The 17,556-nt window shown below is 70.9% G+C and carries 16 protein-coding genes; 11 read left to right on the top strand and 5 right to left on the bottom strand.

What is annotated here, in order from left to right; all coding sequences use genetic code 11:
- Positions 1 to 16: 16 nt before the first annotated feature.
- Positions 17 to 1,348 (bottom strand): MFS transporter, encoded by a 1,332-nt coding sequence (locus POL25_RS20895; RefSeq protein WP_272087886.1) that lies wholly within the window; start codon positions 1,346 to 1,348, stop codon positions 17 to 19.
- A gap of 87 nt (positions 1,349 to 1,435) precedes the next feature.
- Positions 1,436 to 2,080: a hypothetical protein gene (locus POL25_RS20890; RefSeq protein ID WP_272087884.1), complete on the bottom strand. Its 645-nt coding sequence runs from the start codon at positions 2,078 to 2,080 to the stop codon at positions 1,436 to 1,438.
- 93 nt (positions 2,081 to 2,173) lie between these two features.
- Here POL25_RS20890 and POL25_RS20885 point away from each other — a divergent pair, with 93 nt between their 5' ends.
- Both POL25_RS20885 and POL25_RS20880 read left to right on the top strand, forming a co-directional pair.
- Entirely contained in the window at positions 2,174 to 3,646 is a 1,473-nt protein-coding gene (locus POL25_RS20885; protein ID WP_272087883.1) for an OmpP1/FadL family transporter, read from the top strand.
- Between the two features lie 378 nt (positions 3,647 to 4,024).
- Entirely contained in the window at positions 4,025 to 5,140 is a 1,116-nt protein-coding gene (locus POL25_RS20880) for an arginase family protein (RefSeq protein ID WP_272087882.1), read from the top strand.
- Positions 5,141 to 5,334: 194 nt separating this feature from the next.
- Here the strand turns inward: POL25_RS20880 and POL25_RS20875 are convergent, their stop codons facing one another.
- Complete coding sequence (locus tag POL25_RS20875) at positions 5,335 to 6,114, bottom strand: tetratricopeptide repeat protein (protein ID WP_272087881.1); 780 nt, start codon at positions 6,112 to 6,114, stop codon at positions 5,335 to 5,337.
- A 166-nt stretch (positions 6,115 to 6,280) separates the two neighbouring features.
- Between POL25_RS20875 and POL25_RS20870 the strand changes: the two genes are divergently transcribed.
- Positions 6,281 to 7,543, top strand: a complete 1,263-nt coding sequence (locus POL25_RS20870) for a DUF7064 domain-containing protein (protein WP_272087880.1) — start codon at positions 6,281 to 6,283, stop codon at positions 7,541 to 7,543.
- A 181-nt stretch (positions 7,544 to 7,724) separates the two neighbouring features.
- On the opposite strand, the gene POL25_RS20865 is transcribed toward POL25_RS20870, so the two are convergent.
- The gene (locus POL25_RS20865) at positions 7,725 to 8,249 is read right to left on the bottom strand and encodes a hypothetical protein (RefSeq protein WP_272087879.1); all 525 of its coding nucleotides are present in this window, start codon (positions 8,247 to 8,249) and stop codon (positions 7,725 to 7,727) included.
- A gap of 404 nt (positions 8,250 to 8,653) precedes the next feature.
- Between POL25_RS20865 and POL25_RS20860 the strand changes: the two genes are divergently transcribed.
- From POL25_RS20860 to POL25_RS20825, 8 genes are all read left to right on the top strand, one after another.
- Positions 8,654 to 9,124 (top strand): hypothetical protein, encoded by a 471-nt coding sequence (locus POL25_RS20860; protein WP_272087878.1) that lies wholly within the window; start codon positions 8,654 to 8,656, stop codon positions 9,122 to 9,124.
- A gap of 22 nt (positions 9,125 to 9,146) precedes the next feature.
- Positions 9,147 to 9,488, top strand: a complete 342-nt coding sequence (locus POL25_RS20855) for a hypothetical protein (RefSeq protein WP_272087877.1) — start codon at positions 9,147 to 9,149, stop codon at positions 9,486 to 9,488.
- A gap of 271 nt (positions 9,489 to 9,759) precedes the next feature.
- On the top strand, positions 9,760 to 10,488 hold the full coding sequence (locus POL25_RS20850; RefSeq protein WP_272087876.1) for a HEAT repeat domain-containing protein: 729 nt from the start codon (positions 9,760 to 9,762) through the stop codon (positions 10,486 to 10,488).
- Positions 10,489 to 10,494: 6 nt separating this feature from the next.
- Entirely contained in the window at positions 10,495 to 13,749 is a 3,255-nt protein-coding gene (carB, locus tag POL25_RS20845; protein WP_272087875.1) for a carbamoyl-phosphate synthase large subunit, read from the top strand.
- Positions 13,746 to 14,234, top strand: a complete 489-nt coding sequence (gene greA / locus POL25_RS20840; protein ID WP_272087874.1) for a transcription elongation factor GreA — start codon at positions 13,746 to 13,748, stop codon at positions 14,232 to 14,234. The genes carB and greA overlap by 4 nt, the downstream gene beginning before the upstream one ends.
- Positions 14,231 to 14,830 (top strand): hypothetical protein, encoded by a 600-nt coding sequence (locus POL25_RS20835; protein WP_272087873.1) that lies wholly within the window; start codon positions 14,231 to 14,233, stop codon positions 14,828 to 14,830. Before greA ends, POL25_RS20835 begins: the two co-directional genes overlap by 4 nt.
- Positions 14,827 to 15,312, top strand: coding sequence for a hypothetical protein (locus tag POL25_RS20830; protein ID WP_272087872.1), 486 nt, complete (start codon positions 14,827 to 14,829; stop codon positions 15,310 to 15,312). The genes POL25_RS20835 and POL25_RS20830 overlap by 4 nt, the downstream gene beginning before the upstream one ends.
- A 680-nt stretch (positions 15,313 to 15,992) precedes the next feature.
- Positions 15,993 to 16,847, top strand: coding sequence for a hypothetical protein (locus POL25_RS20825; RefSeq protein WP_272087871.1), 855 nt, complete (start codon positions 15,993 to 15,995; stop codon positions 16,845 to 16,847).
- Positions 16,848 to 16,852: 5 nt separating this feature from the next.
- On the opposite strand, the gene POL25_RS20820 is transcribed toward POL25_RS20825, so the two are convergent.
- Entirely contained in the window at positions 16,853 to 17,464 is a 612-nt protein-coding gene (locus POL25_RS20820) for a TetR/AcrR family transcriptional regulator (RefSeq protein WP_272087870.1), read from the bottom strand.
- Between the last annotated feature and the right edge of the window lie 92 nt (positions 17,465 to 17,556).

Genomic DNA, 17,556 nt, shown 5'->3' with positions numbered 1-17,556 from the left:
GCCTGCCAGGATAGCCTCAGGCCGCCGCGCGTGCGCGGGCGTGGGCGATCGCGCGGAAGCTCGGGTCGTCGCGGCGGAACGCCAGCGTCGCCACGAGCGCCAGCGCCCACAGCACCGCGATGTGGAGGAACATCGTCTCGCCGCCGTAGTGCTTGAATAGGTAGCCCGACATCAGCGGCCCCGCCAGCGTGCCGAGCCCGTACGAGCCGTTCAGCAGCGCGTTGCTGCGGCTGAAGTCGCGCGGGTCGACGATGAGGCTCTGCAACGCCAGGCTCATCGGCCAGATCGGCGCCAGCGATCCGCCCGCCAGCAGCACCGCCACCGCCACCAGCCCGAACGTCGGCAGGTAGACCAGCGACGCCGTCAGCACCACGCCGAGCGCCACCAGCGAGCGAACCGTCTTCAGGTGACCGTAGCGATCGCCGAGGCGGCCGACGAACACCACGCTCGCAGCCATGCCGATCGAGAAGCTCGCCACCAGCAGGCTGGTGTCCTCTTTCGGCACGTGCCGGACCTCGATCAGGAACAGCGGCAGGAACAGCACCAGCGACGCCTGGAAGTAGCCGTAACAGAACGTCGGGATGCAGGCGGTCTTGATCTTCCAGTACAGCGAGAGGATCGGCGGCCGGGCCTCTTCGACCGCGGGCTTGCTCGGCTGCTCGGCCGGCGGGTGGCCGTGGTCGCCCCCGTGGTCGCTGCCCGTGATCGGCTGGATGTCGCGGTCGAGGAACACGAAGGCGATGAGCGCCGCCAGCGACGCGAACAGCCCGGCGGCCACGAACACCATCTGCATCGGGTAGAGCAGCATCACCGCCCAGCCGAACACCGCGCCGATGCCGTAACCGGTCGCCATCGAGATGGTGTAGAGGCTGGTGATGAGCCCGCGGTGCGCCGTCGTCGTGCGCATCAGCAGGATCGTCTCGAGGCTGACCCACACGCCGACCGAGAACGCCCCGTCGATCCCACGCGCCGTCGCCAGCCCGCCGAAGGTCAGCAAGAACGGGAAGATCGCCGTCGCCCCCGCGTACACCAGCAGCGCCGCCGAAAGCATCGTGCGCGGCGACAGCCGCTTGATCAGCAGCCCCATCGGCACGCTGAACGCCGCGATGCCGAGCGAGAAGAAGATCGCCAGCTCACCGATCGTGAGCTCGTCGATCCCGCGCTCCTTGTTCAGGTACACGGCCACGACCGCCGTCACCATCCCGTACGCCGTTCCGGTCATCGCGCACACGACGTACGCAGCGCGGATGTTCGAGTCGCGCAGCTCCGTGTGCCAGAGCTGTTGCAGCTCGTTGCGGACCTTGGACCACTGCCCGGCGGGCGTCGGGGGCGAGACCGTCGTCGTCATCGTGGGGGTTGGCGATGATCGGGCTCGGGCCGGCGAAAAACCAGTGCCATCACGCGTGATGTTGCGTGATTCTGCGCGGCATCGCGCTCATTCCTTGTCGCGGAACGTATCGCCCTTGCAGTTCACGGTCACGTCGAGCGGCAGCATCGCGGGATCCTCGATGCGCACGGCCGCGAAGGTCGAGCCTTTCAGGTCGAGCGCGAAGGGCACGGAAAGATCGCCCTCGATGTCACCGCAGTAGAACCCCTCGTCGATGATGGTGGCGATCATCCTCAGCGTCGCCTCGATGTCGGCGCCGGTCACCGGGTTGGCCATGCCGGTCACCTTCACCAGGCCGGCGTCGATGTCGAACTTGCCGTCGACGATCGGGATGTCCGTGTAACACAGCGGATCGCCGATGGGCTCGCGCGGCGCGTTGACCTTGCCCGCCATGAGGCTCAGCGGCTGCAGGCAGGCCGCGAGCAGCGTGTTGCCCATGTCGTCGACCGTCAGCGTATTGGTGGCGATGAACTGCAGCGGCAGATCGGGCGAGATGACGGTCGACACTGCCAGCAGGAAATCGCCGCTGATGTCGGCCTGGGCGGGCATCACGTCCGGGGGCGGCGGCGGCATGAAGTCGCGGTCGTCCTTGGTGTTGTCGAGGAACTCCTCGAACTTGGCCTCGGAGTCGGGGCACCCCCCCACGAGCGGGACCAGCAGCGACAGACCGAGGACGGAGAGCGATCGGGACATCCTGCGCATCACTCTGCCGTGCATTTTGTCCGCCGTAAAGCAGTGACCTCGGTGTAAAGTGGCGCCGGTTTGTCGTCGTACGAGGTCACCTTCATGTCGCTCGCCCGTCATGCGTCTCGCTCGCGCACCCTCTTCGCCTGTGGCCTCCTGACCGCCGCCTTCGTCGGCGCCAACGAGGCCCGCGCGTCCGGCCTCAGCACCGCGCGATTCGGCGGCGAGCACGGTCACGTCACCACCGACAACCCGACCGCGATCTACTACAACCCCGCGGGCATCGCGCTCAAGCCGGGCACGCGGATCTTCGTCGACGGCAGCTTCGCGGCCCGGTGGGTCAGCTACGACCGTCCGGAGTCCGCCATCAACAGCGACACCGGCACTCCCGAGGGGGCCACCGACGCCAACGCCGGCGTCGCCAAGCTCTCCAACTTCATCGCCGGTCCGTTCGCCGGCGCCAGCTCGGACTTCGGCACCAAGTTCTTCTCGGCCGGCGCCGCGGTCTACTTCCCGTTCGGCGGCCAGTCGACGTGGAAGCCCAACGAGAAGTACCGCGGCAGCCAGGACTACCCGGGCGCGGTCGACGGCGTGCAGCGCTGGCACACCATCGACGGCAAGTTGCGGTCGATGTACATCACCGGCGCCGTCGCCTTCAACATCGCCAAGATCGGCCTCTCGATCGGCCTCTCGGGCAGCGCCATCCGCAGCGAGATCGACACCATCCGGGCCCGCAACGCCGACGGCACCGACGACCTCGTGCTGTCCGACGGCTCCCTCAAAGAGGGCCGCAGCTGGCTCAAGGCCTCGGGCTGGCAGGGCAGCTTCGGCATCGGCGCGATCTGGAACTGGCGCGACAAGCTGTGGATCGGCGCCTCGTACACCAGCCGGCCCAACATCACCGGCAACATGACGCTGAAGGGCGATCTCAGCAACGCGCTCGGCACCGCCACCGTGGCCCCCGCGACGCCGATCGAGCTGCAGCAGCGCCTGCCCGACATCGTCCGCTTCGGCTTCCGCGTCCGCCCGGTCCCCAAGCTCGAGCTGCGCCTGTTCGGCGACTTCACCAACTGGAAGGTGCTGGACAAGCAGTGCGTCCTCGACGCCACCAAGGCCGATCGGCAGTGCGACTTCGCCAACGCCGACACCGCCCTCACCGACCCCGCGTCGTACGGCGGCGACGGCCCCGACGACGGCGTCAAGAACGTCACCCAGAACATCCCGCGCTTCTGGAAGCCGGCCGGCGGCGTCCGCTTCGGCGCCAGCTACTGGGTGATCGACGCCGTCGAGCTGTACGCCGGCCTCGGCTTCGACTCGACCGCCGTCCCGGTGCAGACGATCGAGCCCGCCCTGCTCGACTCCAACAAGATGACGTTCTCCCTCGGCGGCCGGTTCCGCCTGCATCAGCGCCTCCACCTCGGCCTGACCTTCACCGACATCGCCTACTTCAAGGTCGACACCAAGGGCCGCAGCGTCCTCAACAAGTTCCAGGCGCCGACCCGGGCCGCCAGCGCCGACGGCGTCTACAAGCAGAACATCTTCCTGACCAACCTGTACCTCGACGTGAACTTCTGAGGCCCTGCCCGAAGGGACATGTCCCCCAGGCCAGGTCGAAAAGCGCAGGTCATCAGGTAGCGTCGGCCGGGCGAGCGGCCCGACGGACTGCCGCGCTTGAGCGGACGACCGCGCTTCCCAGTGCATGTCCTTTACGGCATGTCCCTACAGACATGTCTCGCGCGAGCCCGCCCGCTTGTGTGAAAGGCCCTGCCCGCGATCCTCTCGCGCGCACGCCGGTCGCGGGAGCCCCTCGCCGCGCGAGACGAAGGTCACCGCCGTGCGCTCGCCCGCATCACGCTCAACCCTGGCGCGTCAGCGGGCCGAGCCGCCGCCAGGACCTCTCGTGACCGCCTGCTCGCCCTCGAATTTCGCCGCCCGCGGGTCTAGCCTTCTCGCATGACCCCACTCGACGAACTCGCGGCCCTGCTGCGTCCCGCCGGCGGCGGGCTCTTCCTGGTCTCGACCGGGCGGGCCGAGCAGCTGGCGATGCAGCGCCGGCTCTACGGCGTCGCCGACGAGGCCGGCGTCGCCGAGGCGTTCCGCCGCAACCTCGCCGCGATCGCGGGCGCGCGCGTCGTCCTGCTCGGCTGCCCCTCCGACGTCGGCGCCGGATTTCTGCGCGGCGCCAACGTCGGCCCGCAGGCGATCCGCAGCGGCCTGCTCGCCAGCGACGACGACTGGACCGCGCGGGCCGCCGCCGCCGGGGTGATCGACATCGGCGACGTGTTCGTCATCCCCCAGCTGCTCCACGACGACATGTTGAGCGCCGGGCAGCTGGCCGCCAGTCGGCGCGCGCTCTACGGCCACCTGCCCGAAGAGACAGCCGCCACCCTGCCCGTCTCGCCGCTGTCGATCGCCGAGCGCGCGCTCGACCTCGTCTACCAGCTCAACCCCGCCGTCGTCCCCGTGATCCTCGGCGGCGACCACTCCAACGCCTGGCCGGTCGCCGCCACCCTGGCCCGGCACCGCCGCGATCGCTGGGCCATCGTCCAGCCCGACGCGCACACCGACCTGCTGCCCGAGCGGCTCGGCATCAAGATCTGCTTCGCCACCTGGTCCTACCACGCCAACGAATTGCTCGGCCGCGACGGTCGGCTGGTGCAGGTCGGCGTCCGGGCCTCGCGGCACGATCGTCAGCACTGGGAGCGCAGCCTCGGCGTGCGCCAGTTCTGGGCCGAGGAGGTCAAGGCCGACCCCGCCGGCACGATCGTGGCCATCGTCGCCCACCTCAAGGGTCTCGGCGTCGGCTCGGTCTACTTCTCCAACGACATCGACGGCACCGACTCGATCTGGGCCGACGCCGCCGGCACGCCCGAGCCTGACGGCCTCGAGCCCGATTTCGTGGTCGAGCTGATCCGCGCCCTCGGCCGGGAGATCGGCCTGTGCGCCGCTGACGTCGTCGAGGTCGCCCCCCCGCTCGCCCGCGACGGCGGCAAGCAGACCGTGGCCCTGGCGGTCCGCTACCTGCGCGAGACCCTGGCCGCGATCGCCGGCCCGACCCTCGCGCCCTGAGGCCCCGGCGCGCCTGGCCGCGAGGGCAGATGGCCTCGGGCGACCTGCGCTTTCCGCCATGTCCCTGAGGACATCCGAAGCCCTGCTTCGACGGCGGTCGCGACATGTCCCTGAGGACATCCATCGCCGACTCTCCGTCGCCTCGACCTCGGCTGTCCCTCAGGACAACCGATCGACCTGTCCGCGAGGACAGCTCAGCCCGCGCGGCCCTGCTGCAGCTCGGCGATGCGCTTCTTCGCCACGTTGTTGCTGAAGTCCGAGCAGCAGTCCATGCGGATGTACGTCGACCACTCGTCGATCGCCTTCTGCGTGTCGCCCTTCGCCTCGTAGACCTGGGCCGCGCCGGCGTGGGCCGTCTTGTCGCCCTGGTACTTGATCATCCCCTTGGCGTAGGCCGTCAGCGCCTCGTCGAGCTTGCCCTGCTCGCGCAGCGCGTCGCCGAGCTCGCTGTACACGAACTTGACCGCCTCGTCGTTCTTGATGACCTCGCGGAACACCGCCTCGGCCTGCTCGAACTGCTTGGCCCGGCGCAGCGCCTGGCCCTGGTGGAGCCCGTAGTTGCCGTTGTCGGGGTCGAGCTGGGCCGCCTTGCCCCACGACGCCGCGGCCTCGGCGTCCTTGCCGCTCTTCTGCAGCGCCAGCGCCCGGGTCGCGTGGTAGTCGGGCACATCGCCCTTGGTGGCGATCGCCCGATCGACCAGCTCGAGCGCCTTGGGCACGTCTTTGTCGCCGAACAGCCGCACCTTGGCCTGCAGCGCCAGCGCCTCCGGGTTGCCCGGCTCGGCCTCCAGCACGCGCGTCAGCATGCCGTTGGCCTCCTCCCACTTCTCGTCGTTGACGCGCGCGGCCGCGTTGGCGAGGTCTTTCTTCATCTGGGCCGCCTGCTCGGCGGGGTCGACGGGCGGCGGGTTGTTGCACGCGGGTGCGAAGGCGGTGGTCAGGACGACGGTCAGGGCGCAGGCGAGACGAACCACAGAGAGGCCTCCGTCGACTTCGGTATCACGCGGCGGGCCGCCGGCACAAGGGCGGCCGGCCAGCCGTCCCTGTCCGGGCGCCCGGCAAGGGGCCGCCTGCGCCGGCGCATTCTCGGCGGTGGCCGTCCTGGCGCACGGATGATACGCTGGCCGCCTTCCGAGGCCGATGTCCGGACGCGACTCCCACTCCGAAGACCCACGCGGCCCCCGGCCGCTGCGCCCGCACGTCGCGCCGGCCGACGATCACGACGGCAGCCTCGATCTGGGCGCCGCGGTCGCCGATCCCGGCCTCTCCGGCCTGCTGCGCCGCGGGGTCAAGGCCGCGATCGCGCGCTGGGCCGTGCTCCGCCGGCCCGCCGCCGAATGGCCGCGCCCGCAGGACGAGGCGCGCCACGCCTGGGACGGCCGCCCGCATTTCGCCGAGGAGTTCGTGTTCGCCGGCGTGCAGTCCGAGCTCGGCGTGATCGCGCGGCTCGAGTGGTTGCCCGGCCGCGACGCCCACCGCGTCTGGCTCACCCTGCTCACGCCGACCGCGGTCTATAGCCTGCCCGGCGGCCAGGCCCTGCTGCGCGGCGACGGTGAGCGCGGCTGGTCGGTCGGCGGCCTCAGCTTCGACTGCGTCGAGCCCCTGCGCACCTGGACGCTGCGCTACCGCGGCGCCCTCGACGTCCACGATCCACGCGGCCGCCCCGTGCGCCCCGCCGGCGACGCCCCGGCCGAGTCGATCGAGGCCCGCCTCGACCTCACCTTCCTCGCCGGCCTCCTGCCCTTCGTGCCCGGCGCCGACGACGACCCCGACCTGCTCGCGCGCCAGCTCGGCGCCGCCGCCTGGGACACCCGCCTGCTCCGAGCCGTCCGGCGGCACCCGCTCCGCGGCTACGTCCAGGCCGGCGACCTCCACGGCACCGTCACGCTCGGCGGCGACCTGCGGGCCTTCGGCGGCGCCGCGATCCGCGTCCACAACTGGGGCGTGCGCGACTGGGGCGCCAGCGACGCCGCCATGCAGTGCTTCGCCGCCGTCGGCCCGCTGCGGACGTGGGTGCACACCGCTCGATTTCCGTGGGTGAGCCTGTCCGGCGGCTTCGTCCAGCGCCCCGGCGGCGTCGTCCCGATCCGCGACCTCGGCGTCACTCAGGAGCGCCGCCCCGGCCGCGCGCCCGCTCGCACCGGCCTCACCGTCGAGGCCCCCGGCGGCCCGCTCGCCCTCGAGGCCGAGACCGTCGCCGAGCTCCCGCTCGACATGGACGGCCGCGGCCACCTCGACATCGCCCTCGTGCGCGTGCGCGCCGGCGGCGAGCGCCCGCCCGCCCGCGGCGACGGCCCGCGCCTCGTCAGCGGCCCCGCGCGCCCCCACGAGGAGCCGCACGGCTGGGGCCTCTGCTTCAACCAACGCCGCCTGCTGCCGCGCCCGACTCCGCGCACGCCATGACGTGACTTCGGGGGCATGTCGCATGGGACATGTCCCCGGCGGCATGCTCTTGAGAACATGTCCGAGAGAGCATGTCCCGATGGACATGCTCTCTCGACTCGGTGCCGACGCCGCCTGAATCAGCGCGCGTCCAGGATCTCCGCCCGCCGAGGAGCCTCGCCCGCTCGCCCGGCGCCGCGACTCAGCCCGCCTGCTCGTCGAGCTCGTCCGTCATCGCCTCGGCCGTCTCGGCGTCGGCGGGCGCCTCGATGTCGGGCGCGTCGGTGCGGACGAAGCTCAGCGTGCCGAGCCCGCCGTAGCGGATCTCGCCGGTCAGCGCCGAGCTCTCGCGGTTGATCAGCGCCCACCCGCCGCCGCGGCCGCCGCGACCGTCCTGCCACTGGAACGTCACCAGGTTGCTCGGCAGCATCGCCCCGCCCTCGCCCGGCGTGGCCCGGATCTGGCGCAGGTTGCAGACGAAGCCGATGAGCCCGTCCTCGCTGGCGAAGCGGCCGTAGTAGCGATCGCTCGCCAGCCGCTGGATCGTCAGCGTGCCGAAGATGCCGGCGCTCTCGCCGACCCACTCGCCGGTGAAGTCGCTCGCCCCCTCCGGGTAGACCTCGCCCGACGGCGCCACCACATCGACCACGTCCATGTCCCGCGAGCCGTTGCGCTTGCAGCCGCCGGCGAGCGCGAGCAGGAGCGCGGCGCAGAGGAGGCGATGCATGAAGGGGATCGTGGATACCACGCGGCCCGATCCGACGTGATTCGGCACCGTCACGCCGGTGGCAAAAGTCACACCATCCTGCCACCCAGGGGCGCCGGAAACGCACGAGCGTCACGCCAACGACCTGACTACAATCCCGCCCGGCGATGGGCGCACCATTCACCACGATGTCCGCGCGGGCCTTCGGCCTCCTCGTCGGCATCGCTGTCGTTGGCGCCTCGCTGCCCGTCCGCGCTCAGAGCCCGAGCACCCCTGCCTCGGCGCCCGCTCCTGCGCCGACCTCCGAGCCCGCTCCCGCGCCTGCGCAGCCCGCGGGCAAGCAAGATCCCCCTGCCACGGAGCCGTCCCCGGCGACCCAGCCGGTCACCGCTCCGCCCGCGGATCCTACCGCTCCGCCGAACAACGTGTCCCAGGGCGCAGGTCTCGGCAGCACTGTCGCCACCACCGATCCCGAGGGCAAGCGGGCCAAGGCCGAGCTCGAGGGCACCGCCCTGCGCGACAAGCCGGCCGAGGGCGTGCCCGAGCGGCTGCCCCCGCTGCAGCGCGGCGGCTGGTGGGCCGTGTTCGGCGGCTTCGCCCTCGCCTCGACCGGCGGCGTGTTCGCCGGCCTGGCCGAGACCGAGGAGGACAAGGCCGCGCGGCTCATCGCCCAGATCGACCCCGAGACCGGCGCCTCCCTGCAGTACGCCGACGTCAAGGACGAGTACGACGACATCCTCGCCCGCGGCCGCCGCGACGCCATCCTCGCCCGCAGCTTCCTCGCCGCCGGCGGCGTCGTGCTGGCCGTCGGCATCAGCCTGTTCATCGCCGACCGCGTCAAGCGGCGGCCCACTCGCGTGCAAGCCAGCCTCGGCGGGCTGCAGGTGCGCTTCTGACATGGCCAAAGGGACAGGACCCATGCGCCATGTCGTAAAAGCCACGTTGGCCGGCCTCCTGTTCGGGTCGGCCGCCCTGGCCGCCTGCTTCAACGCCCCGAGCGACGCGGTGCAGTTCGCCTGCGACCCCGACGACGGCGGCGAGTGCCCGGGCGGCTACGAGTGCCGGATCGACGGCTGCTGCCACCGCGAAGACACGCCCGACGACGACTCGGTCGGCGCGTGCAAGCTCGGCGCCCCCGGCGCGAGCGGCGGCGGTCCCCCCGAACCGACCACCGGCACCAGCACCAGCGGCGACAGCACCGGCGACGACACCGACCCGACCGGCGCCACCACCATGACCGGCGCATCTTCCACTTCATGAGCGACCAATTCATGCGCGACGGGGCGGCTCCTCCGCCCCTGTCCTCGCGCGCGCGGGCAGCCTCACGGCGCCGCCGCGCCCGGGCCGCGCGACGACCGGCCCGCCCCAGCTTCACGGCCCACGGGCCTTAATTTTGCTTCACGGCCCACGGGCCACTTGCACGCGGGCACCTCTGGGCCCGATCTCGAGGAGCCCCGCCGGGGCTCTTGCTACGCGGCCCACCGGGCCGAAAACCGCGGGCCGGCGCGCCCGCAGCGACACGGGGACGAACGTGGGACTCAAGGACCTCTTCAGCAGCGCGGGTCGCAGCAAGAGCAAGCTCGACAAGCACATCAAGACCGTCCAGAACCAGTACGCGCAGTCGGCCGACCGCTACTACGCGATGGAGCAGCTGCTCGAGATGGCCGAGATCCCGGCGATCGTCGGCCTGATGAAGCGGTTCACGATGAACGCCAGCAAGAGCATCGAGGACGAGGAGGAGAAGGGCTGGCTTTACAAGCGCCTGCTCGGCCTCCCGCTCGCCACCGTGCTGCCGGCCGCCAAGGAGTTCTCGCTGCAGAGCGACAACATCGCGTGGGTGCTGCGCGTGGTCGAGGAGCTGGCCAACAAGGAGCAGGAGTGGGACATCCTCGACGCCCTGCTGGCCCACCACGCGCCGGGCTACGAGCGCGACCCCAGCGCCAAGCTGCAGCTGCTCACCCACCTGCAGGAGATCGACGACCCGCGGGTGCCTGACATCCTCGCCGGCTACCTCGAGGATCCGGACGAGGGTGTCCGCTTCTTCGCGGTCGAGGCCCTGCTCGACATCGGCGAGCCGCGCTCGCTCGATCCGCTGGTCGCTCGCATCGGCAACCCGGCCGAGGACTCGCTGCGCCTGCGCACCCGGGTCCTCACCGGCCTCGCGCGCCTCGGCTGGGACGTGAGCGCCCACCGCGACGTCATCAACCAGGCCATCGGCAACGACCACACCTTCGACGGCACCCACATCAAGGAGCGCTGACCTGCCATGCCGCGCCGCACCGACTTGCGCCGGATCGTCGTCCTCGGCTCGGGCCCGATCGTCATCGGTCAGGCCTGCGAATTCGACTACTCGGGCACCCAGGCCACCAAGGCCCTGCGTGAAGAGGGCTACGAGGTGGTCCTCATCAACTCGAACCCGGCGACGATCATGACCGACCCCGATCTCGCCGATCGGACCTACGTCGAGCCGCTGACCCCCGAGTTCCTCGAGCGCGTGCTCAAGGCCGAGCGGCCGCAGGCGGTGCTGCCGACGGTCGGCGGCCAGACCGCGCTGAACCTCGCCATCGAGGCCGGCAAGCGCGGGATCCTGGCCAAGTACGACGTCGAGCTGATCGGCGCCGACCTCGACGCCATCGAGCGTGCCGAGGACCGCGACAAGTTCAAGGCGTCGATGAAGAAGATCGGCCTCGACGTCCCGCGCAGCTTCTACTGCCACTCGGTGGCCGAGGCGTGGGCGGCGCTCGAGCAGCTCGGCTTCCCCACCATCATCCGCGCCAGCTTCACTCTCGGCGGCAGCGGGGCCGCCATCTCCTACAACCGCGAGGAGTTCGAGGCCCACGTCCAGCACGCCCTGGCCGAGAGCATGCGCGGCGAGATCCTCGTCGAGGAGTCGGTGCTCGGCTGGAAGGAGTACGAGCTCGAGGTCATGCGCGACGCGAAGGACAACTTCGTCGTCATCTGCTCGATCGAGAACCTCGACCCGATGGGCGTGCACACCGGCGACAGCATCACCATCGCCCCCGCGCAGACGCTGACCGACAAGGAGTACCAGCGCATGCGCGACGCGGCGCGCGCGGTCGTCACCGAGATCGGCGTGTCGACCGGCGGCTGCAACATCCAGTTCGCCGTCGATCCGAAGACCGGGCGCCAGATCGTCATCGAGATGAACCCCCGCGTCTCGCGCTCGTCGGCGCTGGCCTCCAAGGCCACCGGCTTCCCGATCGCCAAGTTCGCCGCCAAGCTGGCCGTCGGCTACACGCTCGACGAGCTGCAGAACGACATCACCCGCGCCACCCCGGCCAGCTTCGAGCCGAGCATCGACTACGTCGTCACCAAGATCCCGCGCTTCGCCTTCGAGAAGTTCGCCGGCACCGACGAGACACTGACGATCCAGATGAAGTCGGTCGGCGAGGTCATGGCGATCGGCCGCACCTTCCGCGAGTCGCTCGGCAAGGCCATGTGCGGCCTCGAGACCGGCACCCACGGCTTCGACCTCCCGCTCGAGGGCGAGGGCCTGGGCGCCGCCGAGGCCCCGCTCGGCCGGCCGCACCCGTTGCGCCTGTGGCACGTCGGCAACGCCCTGCGCGCCGGCGTCTCGGCCGAGCGCGTGCACGAGCTGACGCGCATCGACCCGTGGTTCCTGGCCCAGATCGAGGCCATCCTCGCCGTCGAGGCCGAGGTCCAGAGCGCCGCCCCCGGCCCGCTGGGCGCCCCGCTGTTGGCCCACGCCAAGCGCTCCGGCCTGTCGGACCGCCGCCTCGCCCAGATCCGCGGCGTGCCCGAGCGCGAGATCCGTGACGCCCGCCAGGCCGCCGGCCTGCGCCCCGTCTACAAGCGCATCGACACCTGCGCCGCCGAGTTCGCGGCCGGCACGCCCTACATGTACTCGAGCTACGAGGAGGAGGACGAGGCCGACGTCAGCGCGCGCAAGAAGGTCGTCATCCTCGGCGGCGGCCCCAACCGGATCGGCCAGGGCATCGAGTTCGACTACTGCTGCGTCCACGCCAGCTTCGCCCTGCGCGAGGCCGGCTACGAGACCATCATGGTCAACTGCAACCCCGAGACGGTCTCGACCGACTACGACACCAGCGACCGCCTGTACTTCGAGCCATTGACCGCGGAACATGTCCTCGAGGTCCTGGCCCATGAGTCAGCCCGCGGCGAGATCGTCGGCGTGCTGGTGCAGTTCGGCGGTCAGACCCCGCTGCGCCTGGCGGCCGAGATCGAGGGGGCCGGCTACAAGCTGCTCGGCACCTCGGCCGAGGCGATCGACCTCGCCGAGGACCGCGGCCGCTTCGGCGAGCTGCTGCAGCGCCTCGGCGTCCGTTGCCCGCGCTGGGGCGTCGCCCGCTCGCCCGACGAGGCGCGCGGGATCGCCGAGCGGATCGGCTTCCCGGTCCTGGTGCGCCCGAGCTACGTCCTCGGCGGCCGGGCCATGCGCGTCGTCTACGACCGCGCCGAGCTCGACGAGTACATGCGCACGGCCGTGCTGGCCTCGCCCGACCACCCGGTGCTGGTCGACGAGTTCCTCCACAACGCCGCCGAGTTCGACGTCGACGCCGTCGCCGACGGCAAGGACGTCGTCATCGCCGGGGTGATGGAGCACATCGAGGAGGCCGGCGTGCACTCGGGCGACTCCGGCTGCTCGCTGCCGCCGGTGCTGGCGCCGCCGGGCGTGCTCGCGGAGATCCGGCGCACCACCGTCGCCCTCGCGCGCGAGCTCGGCGTGGTCGGCCTGATGAACGTCCAGTTCGCCCGCCAGGGCGACGAGGTCTACGTGCTCGAGGTCAACCCTCGCGCCAGCCGCACCGTCCCGTTCGTCGCCAAGGCCACCGGCGTCCCGTTCGCCAAGATCGCCGCGCGCGTGGCCGCCGGCGAGCCGCTCGCCGCCATGGGCCTGCGCGAGCGCATGCCGGCCCAGGTCAGCGTCAAGGTCTCGGTGTTCCCCTTCCACAAGTTCCCGGGCGTCGACACCATCCTCGGCCCGGAGATGCGCAGCACCGGCGAGGTCATGGGCGTCGCCGCCGACTTCGGCGCCGCGTTCTACAAGGGCCTGCTGGCGGCCGGCGTGGTCCTGCCGCAGACGGGCCGGGTCTTCGTCAGCGTCCGCGACGACGACAAGGACCTCGTCATGCCGGTCGTCCGCCACCTCGTCGACCTCGGCTTCGGCATCGTCGCCACCCGCGGCACCGCCGTCGCCATCCGGGCCGCCGGCCTCGACTGCGAGCTCATCAACAAGGTCAAGGAGGGCCGCCCGCACATCGTTGACGCGCTGGTCAACGGCACCATCGCCATGGTCATCAACACCACTGTCGGCGCGCAGGCCATCCGCGACAGCTTCAGCATCCGCCGCACCTCCCTGATGCAGAAGATCCCGCACTTTACGACGATCTCCGCCGCCATGGCCGCGGCGCGCGCGATCCAGGCGGTGCGCAGCGGCGAAAAAACCCTCGTCGCTCGCACCCTGCAGGATTATCATCGAGAGACTGCGCCTCCGTCCGCGACTCAGGACACGCCATGACCGAGCAGAAGATCCCGATGACCCCCGCCGGCCACGCCAAGCTGCGCGCCGAGCTCAAGCAGATCAAGGAAGTCGATCGGCCCGAGAACGTCCGTGACATCGAGACCGCGCTCGGCCACGGCGACCTGCGAGAGAACGCCGAGTACCACGCCGCCAAGGAGCGCCAGGCCCAGCTCGACGGCCGCATGCGCTACCTCGAGTCGCGCATCGGCATGGCCCAGGTCATCGACCCCGAGACTGTCAAAGAAGACAAGGTCACGTTCGGCGCCACGGTGACGATGCACGACGTCGAGAACGACCAGAAGGTCGTCTACAGCATCGTCGGCGAGGACGAGTCCGACGCCACCCAGGGCAAGATCTCGCTCGGCGCCCCGATCGCCCGCGCCATGCTCGGCAAGCGCGTCGGCGAGGACGTCGTGGTCAAGCTGCCCAAGGGCGACCGCGAGTACGAGGTCATCCGCATCGAGTACAAGGCGATCACGTGACGCCGCTGCGCCCGCGCCCGACCTTCGCCACCGGCGTCATGCTGGCCATGCTGGCCGTGCTGGGCGCATGTCGGCCCAAGGCCGGCGACCCGTGCCGCTGCGGCAGCGACTGCGGCGTCGGCCTCGAGTGCTACGCCGAGGGCGAGAAGATCCTGACCGGCGACGTCTGCTTCAAGCCCGGCATCATCGGTCAGTGCGTCGTGTCCGAGAGCGTCGACACCGACTCCGCCGGCCCCGGCCTGCCCGACATGCCGATCCGCGACGACCTCCCGTCCAAGCGTGACCTCGCCGGCCCGGGCAGCAACAGCAACAGCGAGAGCGCCAGCGGCCCGACCGACGGCTCCGCGACCGCCTCGTCGATGACCGGCACCAGCGACAGCACGACGACGACCGACGGCACCGCCACCGACTCGACGACGACCGACGGCACCGCCACCGACACGACGACCACCTCGTCGACCACCGACACGACGACCACCTCGTCGACCACCGACTCGACCTCGACCTCGAGCACCTCGACCGACTCGACGACGACCACCACGGGCTCGACCACCGACTCGACCAGCTCGACCAGCTCCGGGAGCTCCTCCGGATGACGGAGGCCGAGGCCCACTGGCTGTGGCGCCTCGATGCGGATGCGTGGATGCGCTCCGCCCTGACCGAGCTCGAGGCGGGCGCTGACCACGTGGCCGCCCGCCGCACCGCCCTCACCCACGCCCGCCGGGCCGCCGGCATGGCCCTCAACGCCGTCCTGGTCGCCTGGGCCCGCGCCCAGGGCACCGCCGACGCTCTGGCGGCCGCCGAGTCGCGCTGGGGTCGCAGCTACGTCGACCACCTGCGGCTGCTCGGCGACTGCCGCCCCGAGGACCAGGCCCCGCTCGAACCACGCGCCGCCGAGGCCGCTCGCGCGCTCATGACCATCCCCGTGGCCGTCACCACCGGCCCCGCGGGCTCCGAGGCGCTCGTGCAGCTCCACCGCGGGCCCAACCAGGCCGCCCAGCAGGGCCTCGACCACGCCCGCACGGTCGTCCACGCCTGCGCGGCCGCCCTCGCCGACCTGCGCACCGCCGCCCAGTGACGGCCGCGCCTCGGCCGCGCTGGCGCGTGTGCCAGGCGCGCCCGAAGTCGCGCACCCGCCCCGCCCTCCGCGTCGCTGCCGCGCCTCCGAGGTGCCGCGCCTCCGAGGTGCCGCGCCTCCGGGACACCGCGCGAGCGAGCGACCGCGAAGACCGAAAGTGCACCTCTTCACGCGTCGACCTCGCGCGACTCGAAGCCCGCGAGGACGGACCTTCGCGTCCGCGAAATTCGCAGCGCACGATCCTCGTCCCGCGTCTGCGAACACCGACGTGCGCGTCCCTCTCGTGCGGCCCGCGCGTCGACCTCGCTACGCCGATGCGAGAAGTCGCTGTCCGCAGTTCACACCGCGCGAGGACTCGAGCGACCACCACCCTCGTCGTCGCATCCAGCCACTGTAGTGGTTACGGCTCGCCTCGATCGCTATGCACATCGCGTCGATCGCGATGCGGACAACAGTCCGACTCTCGCATGCGTTCCGTTCGCGACGCGAGCACGGACGATCGTCCGTCGGCTTCCTCCGCGTCACGTCGCTCGCTCGTCGCCATCTCATGCACGGCCGCGGACCGCGGACATCAGTCCGCGGCGCATCGACCTCGACCAGCATCGGTCCACGATCGGACCCGCCCTTCCGTCCGCGGCACGCATCAGGCCGGACGCACGAGCACCTGCTACTGTGAGCGCATGCTCGACGCCCACCCTCGCCGCCCCGGCGTCGCCGCCGCTCGCCTCGCGACTGTCCTCGCGTTCCTGTCCTTTGGAGCATGTCAGCGCGTCCCCTACGACGACGACGACAGCGCGGGCAACCAGGGCGACAGCGACAGTGACGGCGGAGACAGCGAGGGCCTGAGCGACAGCGATCCGACCACGGGCGTGTCCGAGCCGCCGCCGGACCTCACCCCGGTCTTCGACTGTGAACCGTCCGGCACCCCCGCATGTCCCGAAGGACAGAAGTGCACCGCCGTCAGCGAGGGCGGCCTGCAGAACCACTTCAAGTGCGTGCCCGACGACGGCGCGCTGCTCCCGCTCGAGGTGTGCACGCCCGCGCCCGAGAGCGGGCAGGACGCGTGCGGTGCCGGGACCGTGTGCCTCTCGCTGACCGACGGCGATCCGACCTCGGGCCTCTGTTTCCCGATCTGCCGCAACGACATCGACTGCGAGCCGGGCCTGTGCACCACCAGCCCGTTCAGCGGCACGACCTACTGCGCGGACAGCTGTGATCCGATCGTGGCCATCTGTCCGCCGGGACTCGGCTGTCGACAGGGCAAGGATCGATTCATCTGCGAGATGATGCTCGAGGTCGACATGGGCACCGAGGGCGCCAACTGCTCGGAGTTCACCGGTCGCGGCTGCGCGGCCACGTACGTGTGCATGCCGGGCGCGCTGGTGCCGAACTGCGGCTCGAGCAACTGCTGCACCTCGACCTGCGACACGAAAGAGGGCGACGCGCAGTGCGCATCGCCCTCCCTTTGCGAGCCCCTGTTCCCCGCCCCCGCCCCCGGCTTCGAGAGCAGCGGCGCCTGCTTCGTCCCCGCGTAGGCCCCTCAGGGCTTGAGACAGGCGACCATCGAAGCGATGAACTCGTCGACGAAGCTCTGCTCGTCCTTGCGGGGGAACGCCGGATGCCCCTCGTTGATGCGCCCCGACAGCAGCATCGTGCAGAGCCCGTGGAGAGACATCCAGATGCGGAAGGAGGCGAGCTGCAGGTCGACGTCACCGCGCCAGCAGCCGCGCGCCGTACCCTCCTCCAGCCAGCCCTGGAACGTCTTCAGCGGGCGCAGGAGGAGGTCGACCTCCTCGGCGTTGTGCTGCGACCAGTCGAGCTGCTCGTTCCCCATCATCACCGAGTACAGCCACTTGTGCGACTTTGCGAATTGCACATAGTTGCGGCCGGCGATGACGAGGCGCTCCGCCGGGTCGTCGGTCGCGGCTGCGGGCTCCAATACCTCGCTCTGCAGCAGTTCGGCGCCGTAGATCCGGATCTCGCGGAGAATCTTCGATTTACTCTCGAAGTGCTGATAGAGCGCGGTGGCGCTGACGCCGAGACGCGCCGCGATGCCGCGCATCGTCAGCCCTTCTTCGCCGCGTTCGCTCCCAATCTCGAGGCTGGTTTGAATGATTCCCTGTCGTAGGCCTGCTCGCTGAACACGTGACATTCCTCATGACTATCAGGTTTTTTGGCCTGACGGAACCTTGGATTTCGCGGGAAGCGCAACTTGGAACAAGGTTCGTAACCCCCAAAAATGAC

Origin of the sequence: Nannocystis bainbridge (genome assembly GCF_028368995.1) — a bacterium.
In the GTDB taxonomy this organism is placed as follows: domain Bacteria; phylum Myxococcota_A; class Polyangia; order Nannocystales; family Nannocystaceae; genus Nannocystis; species Nannocystis bainbridge.
Note: the sequence above shows the minus strand (reverse complement) of the source record. Positions and strands in the feature narration are given on the sequence as shown.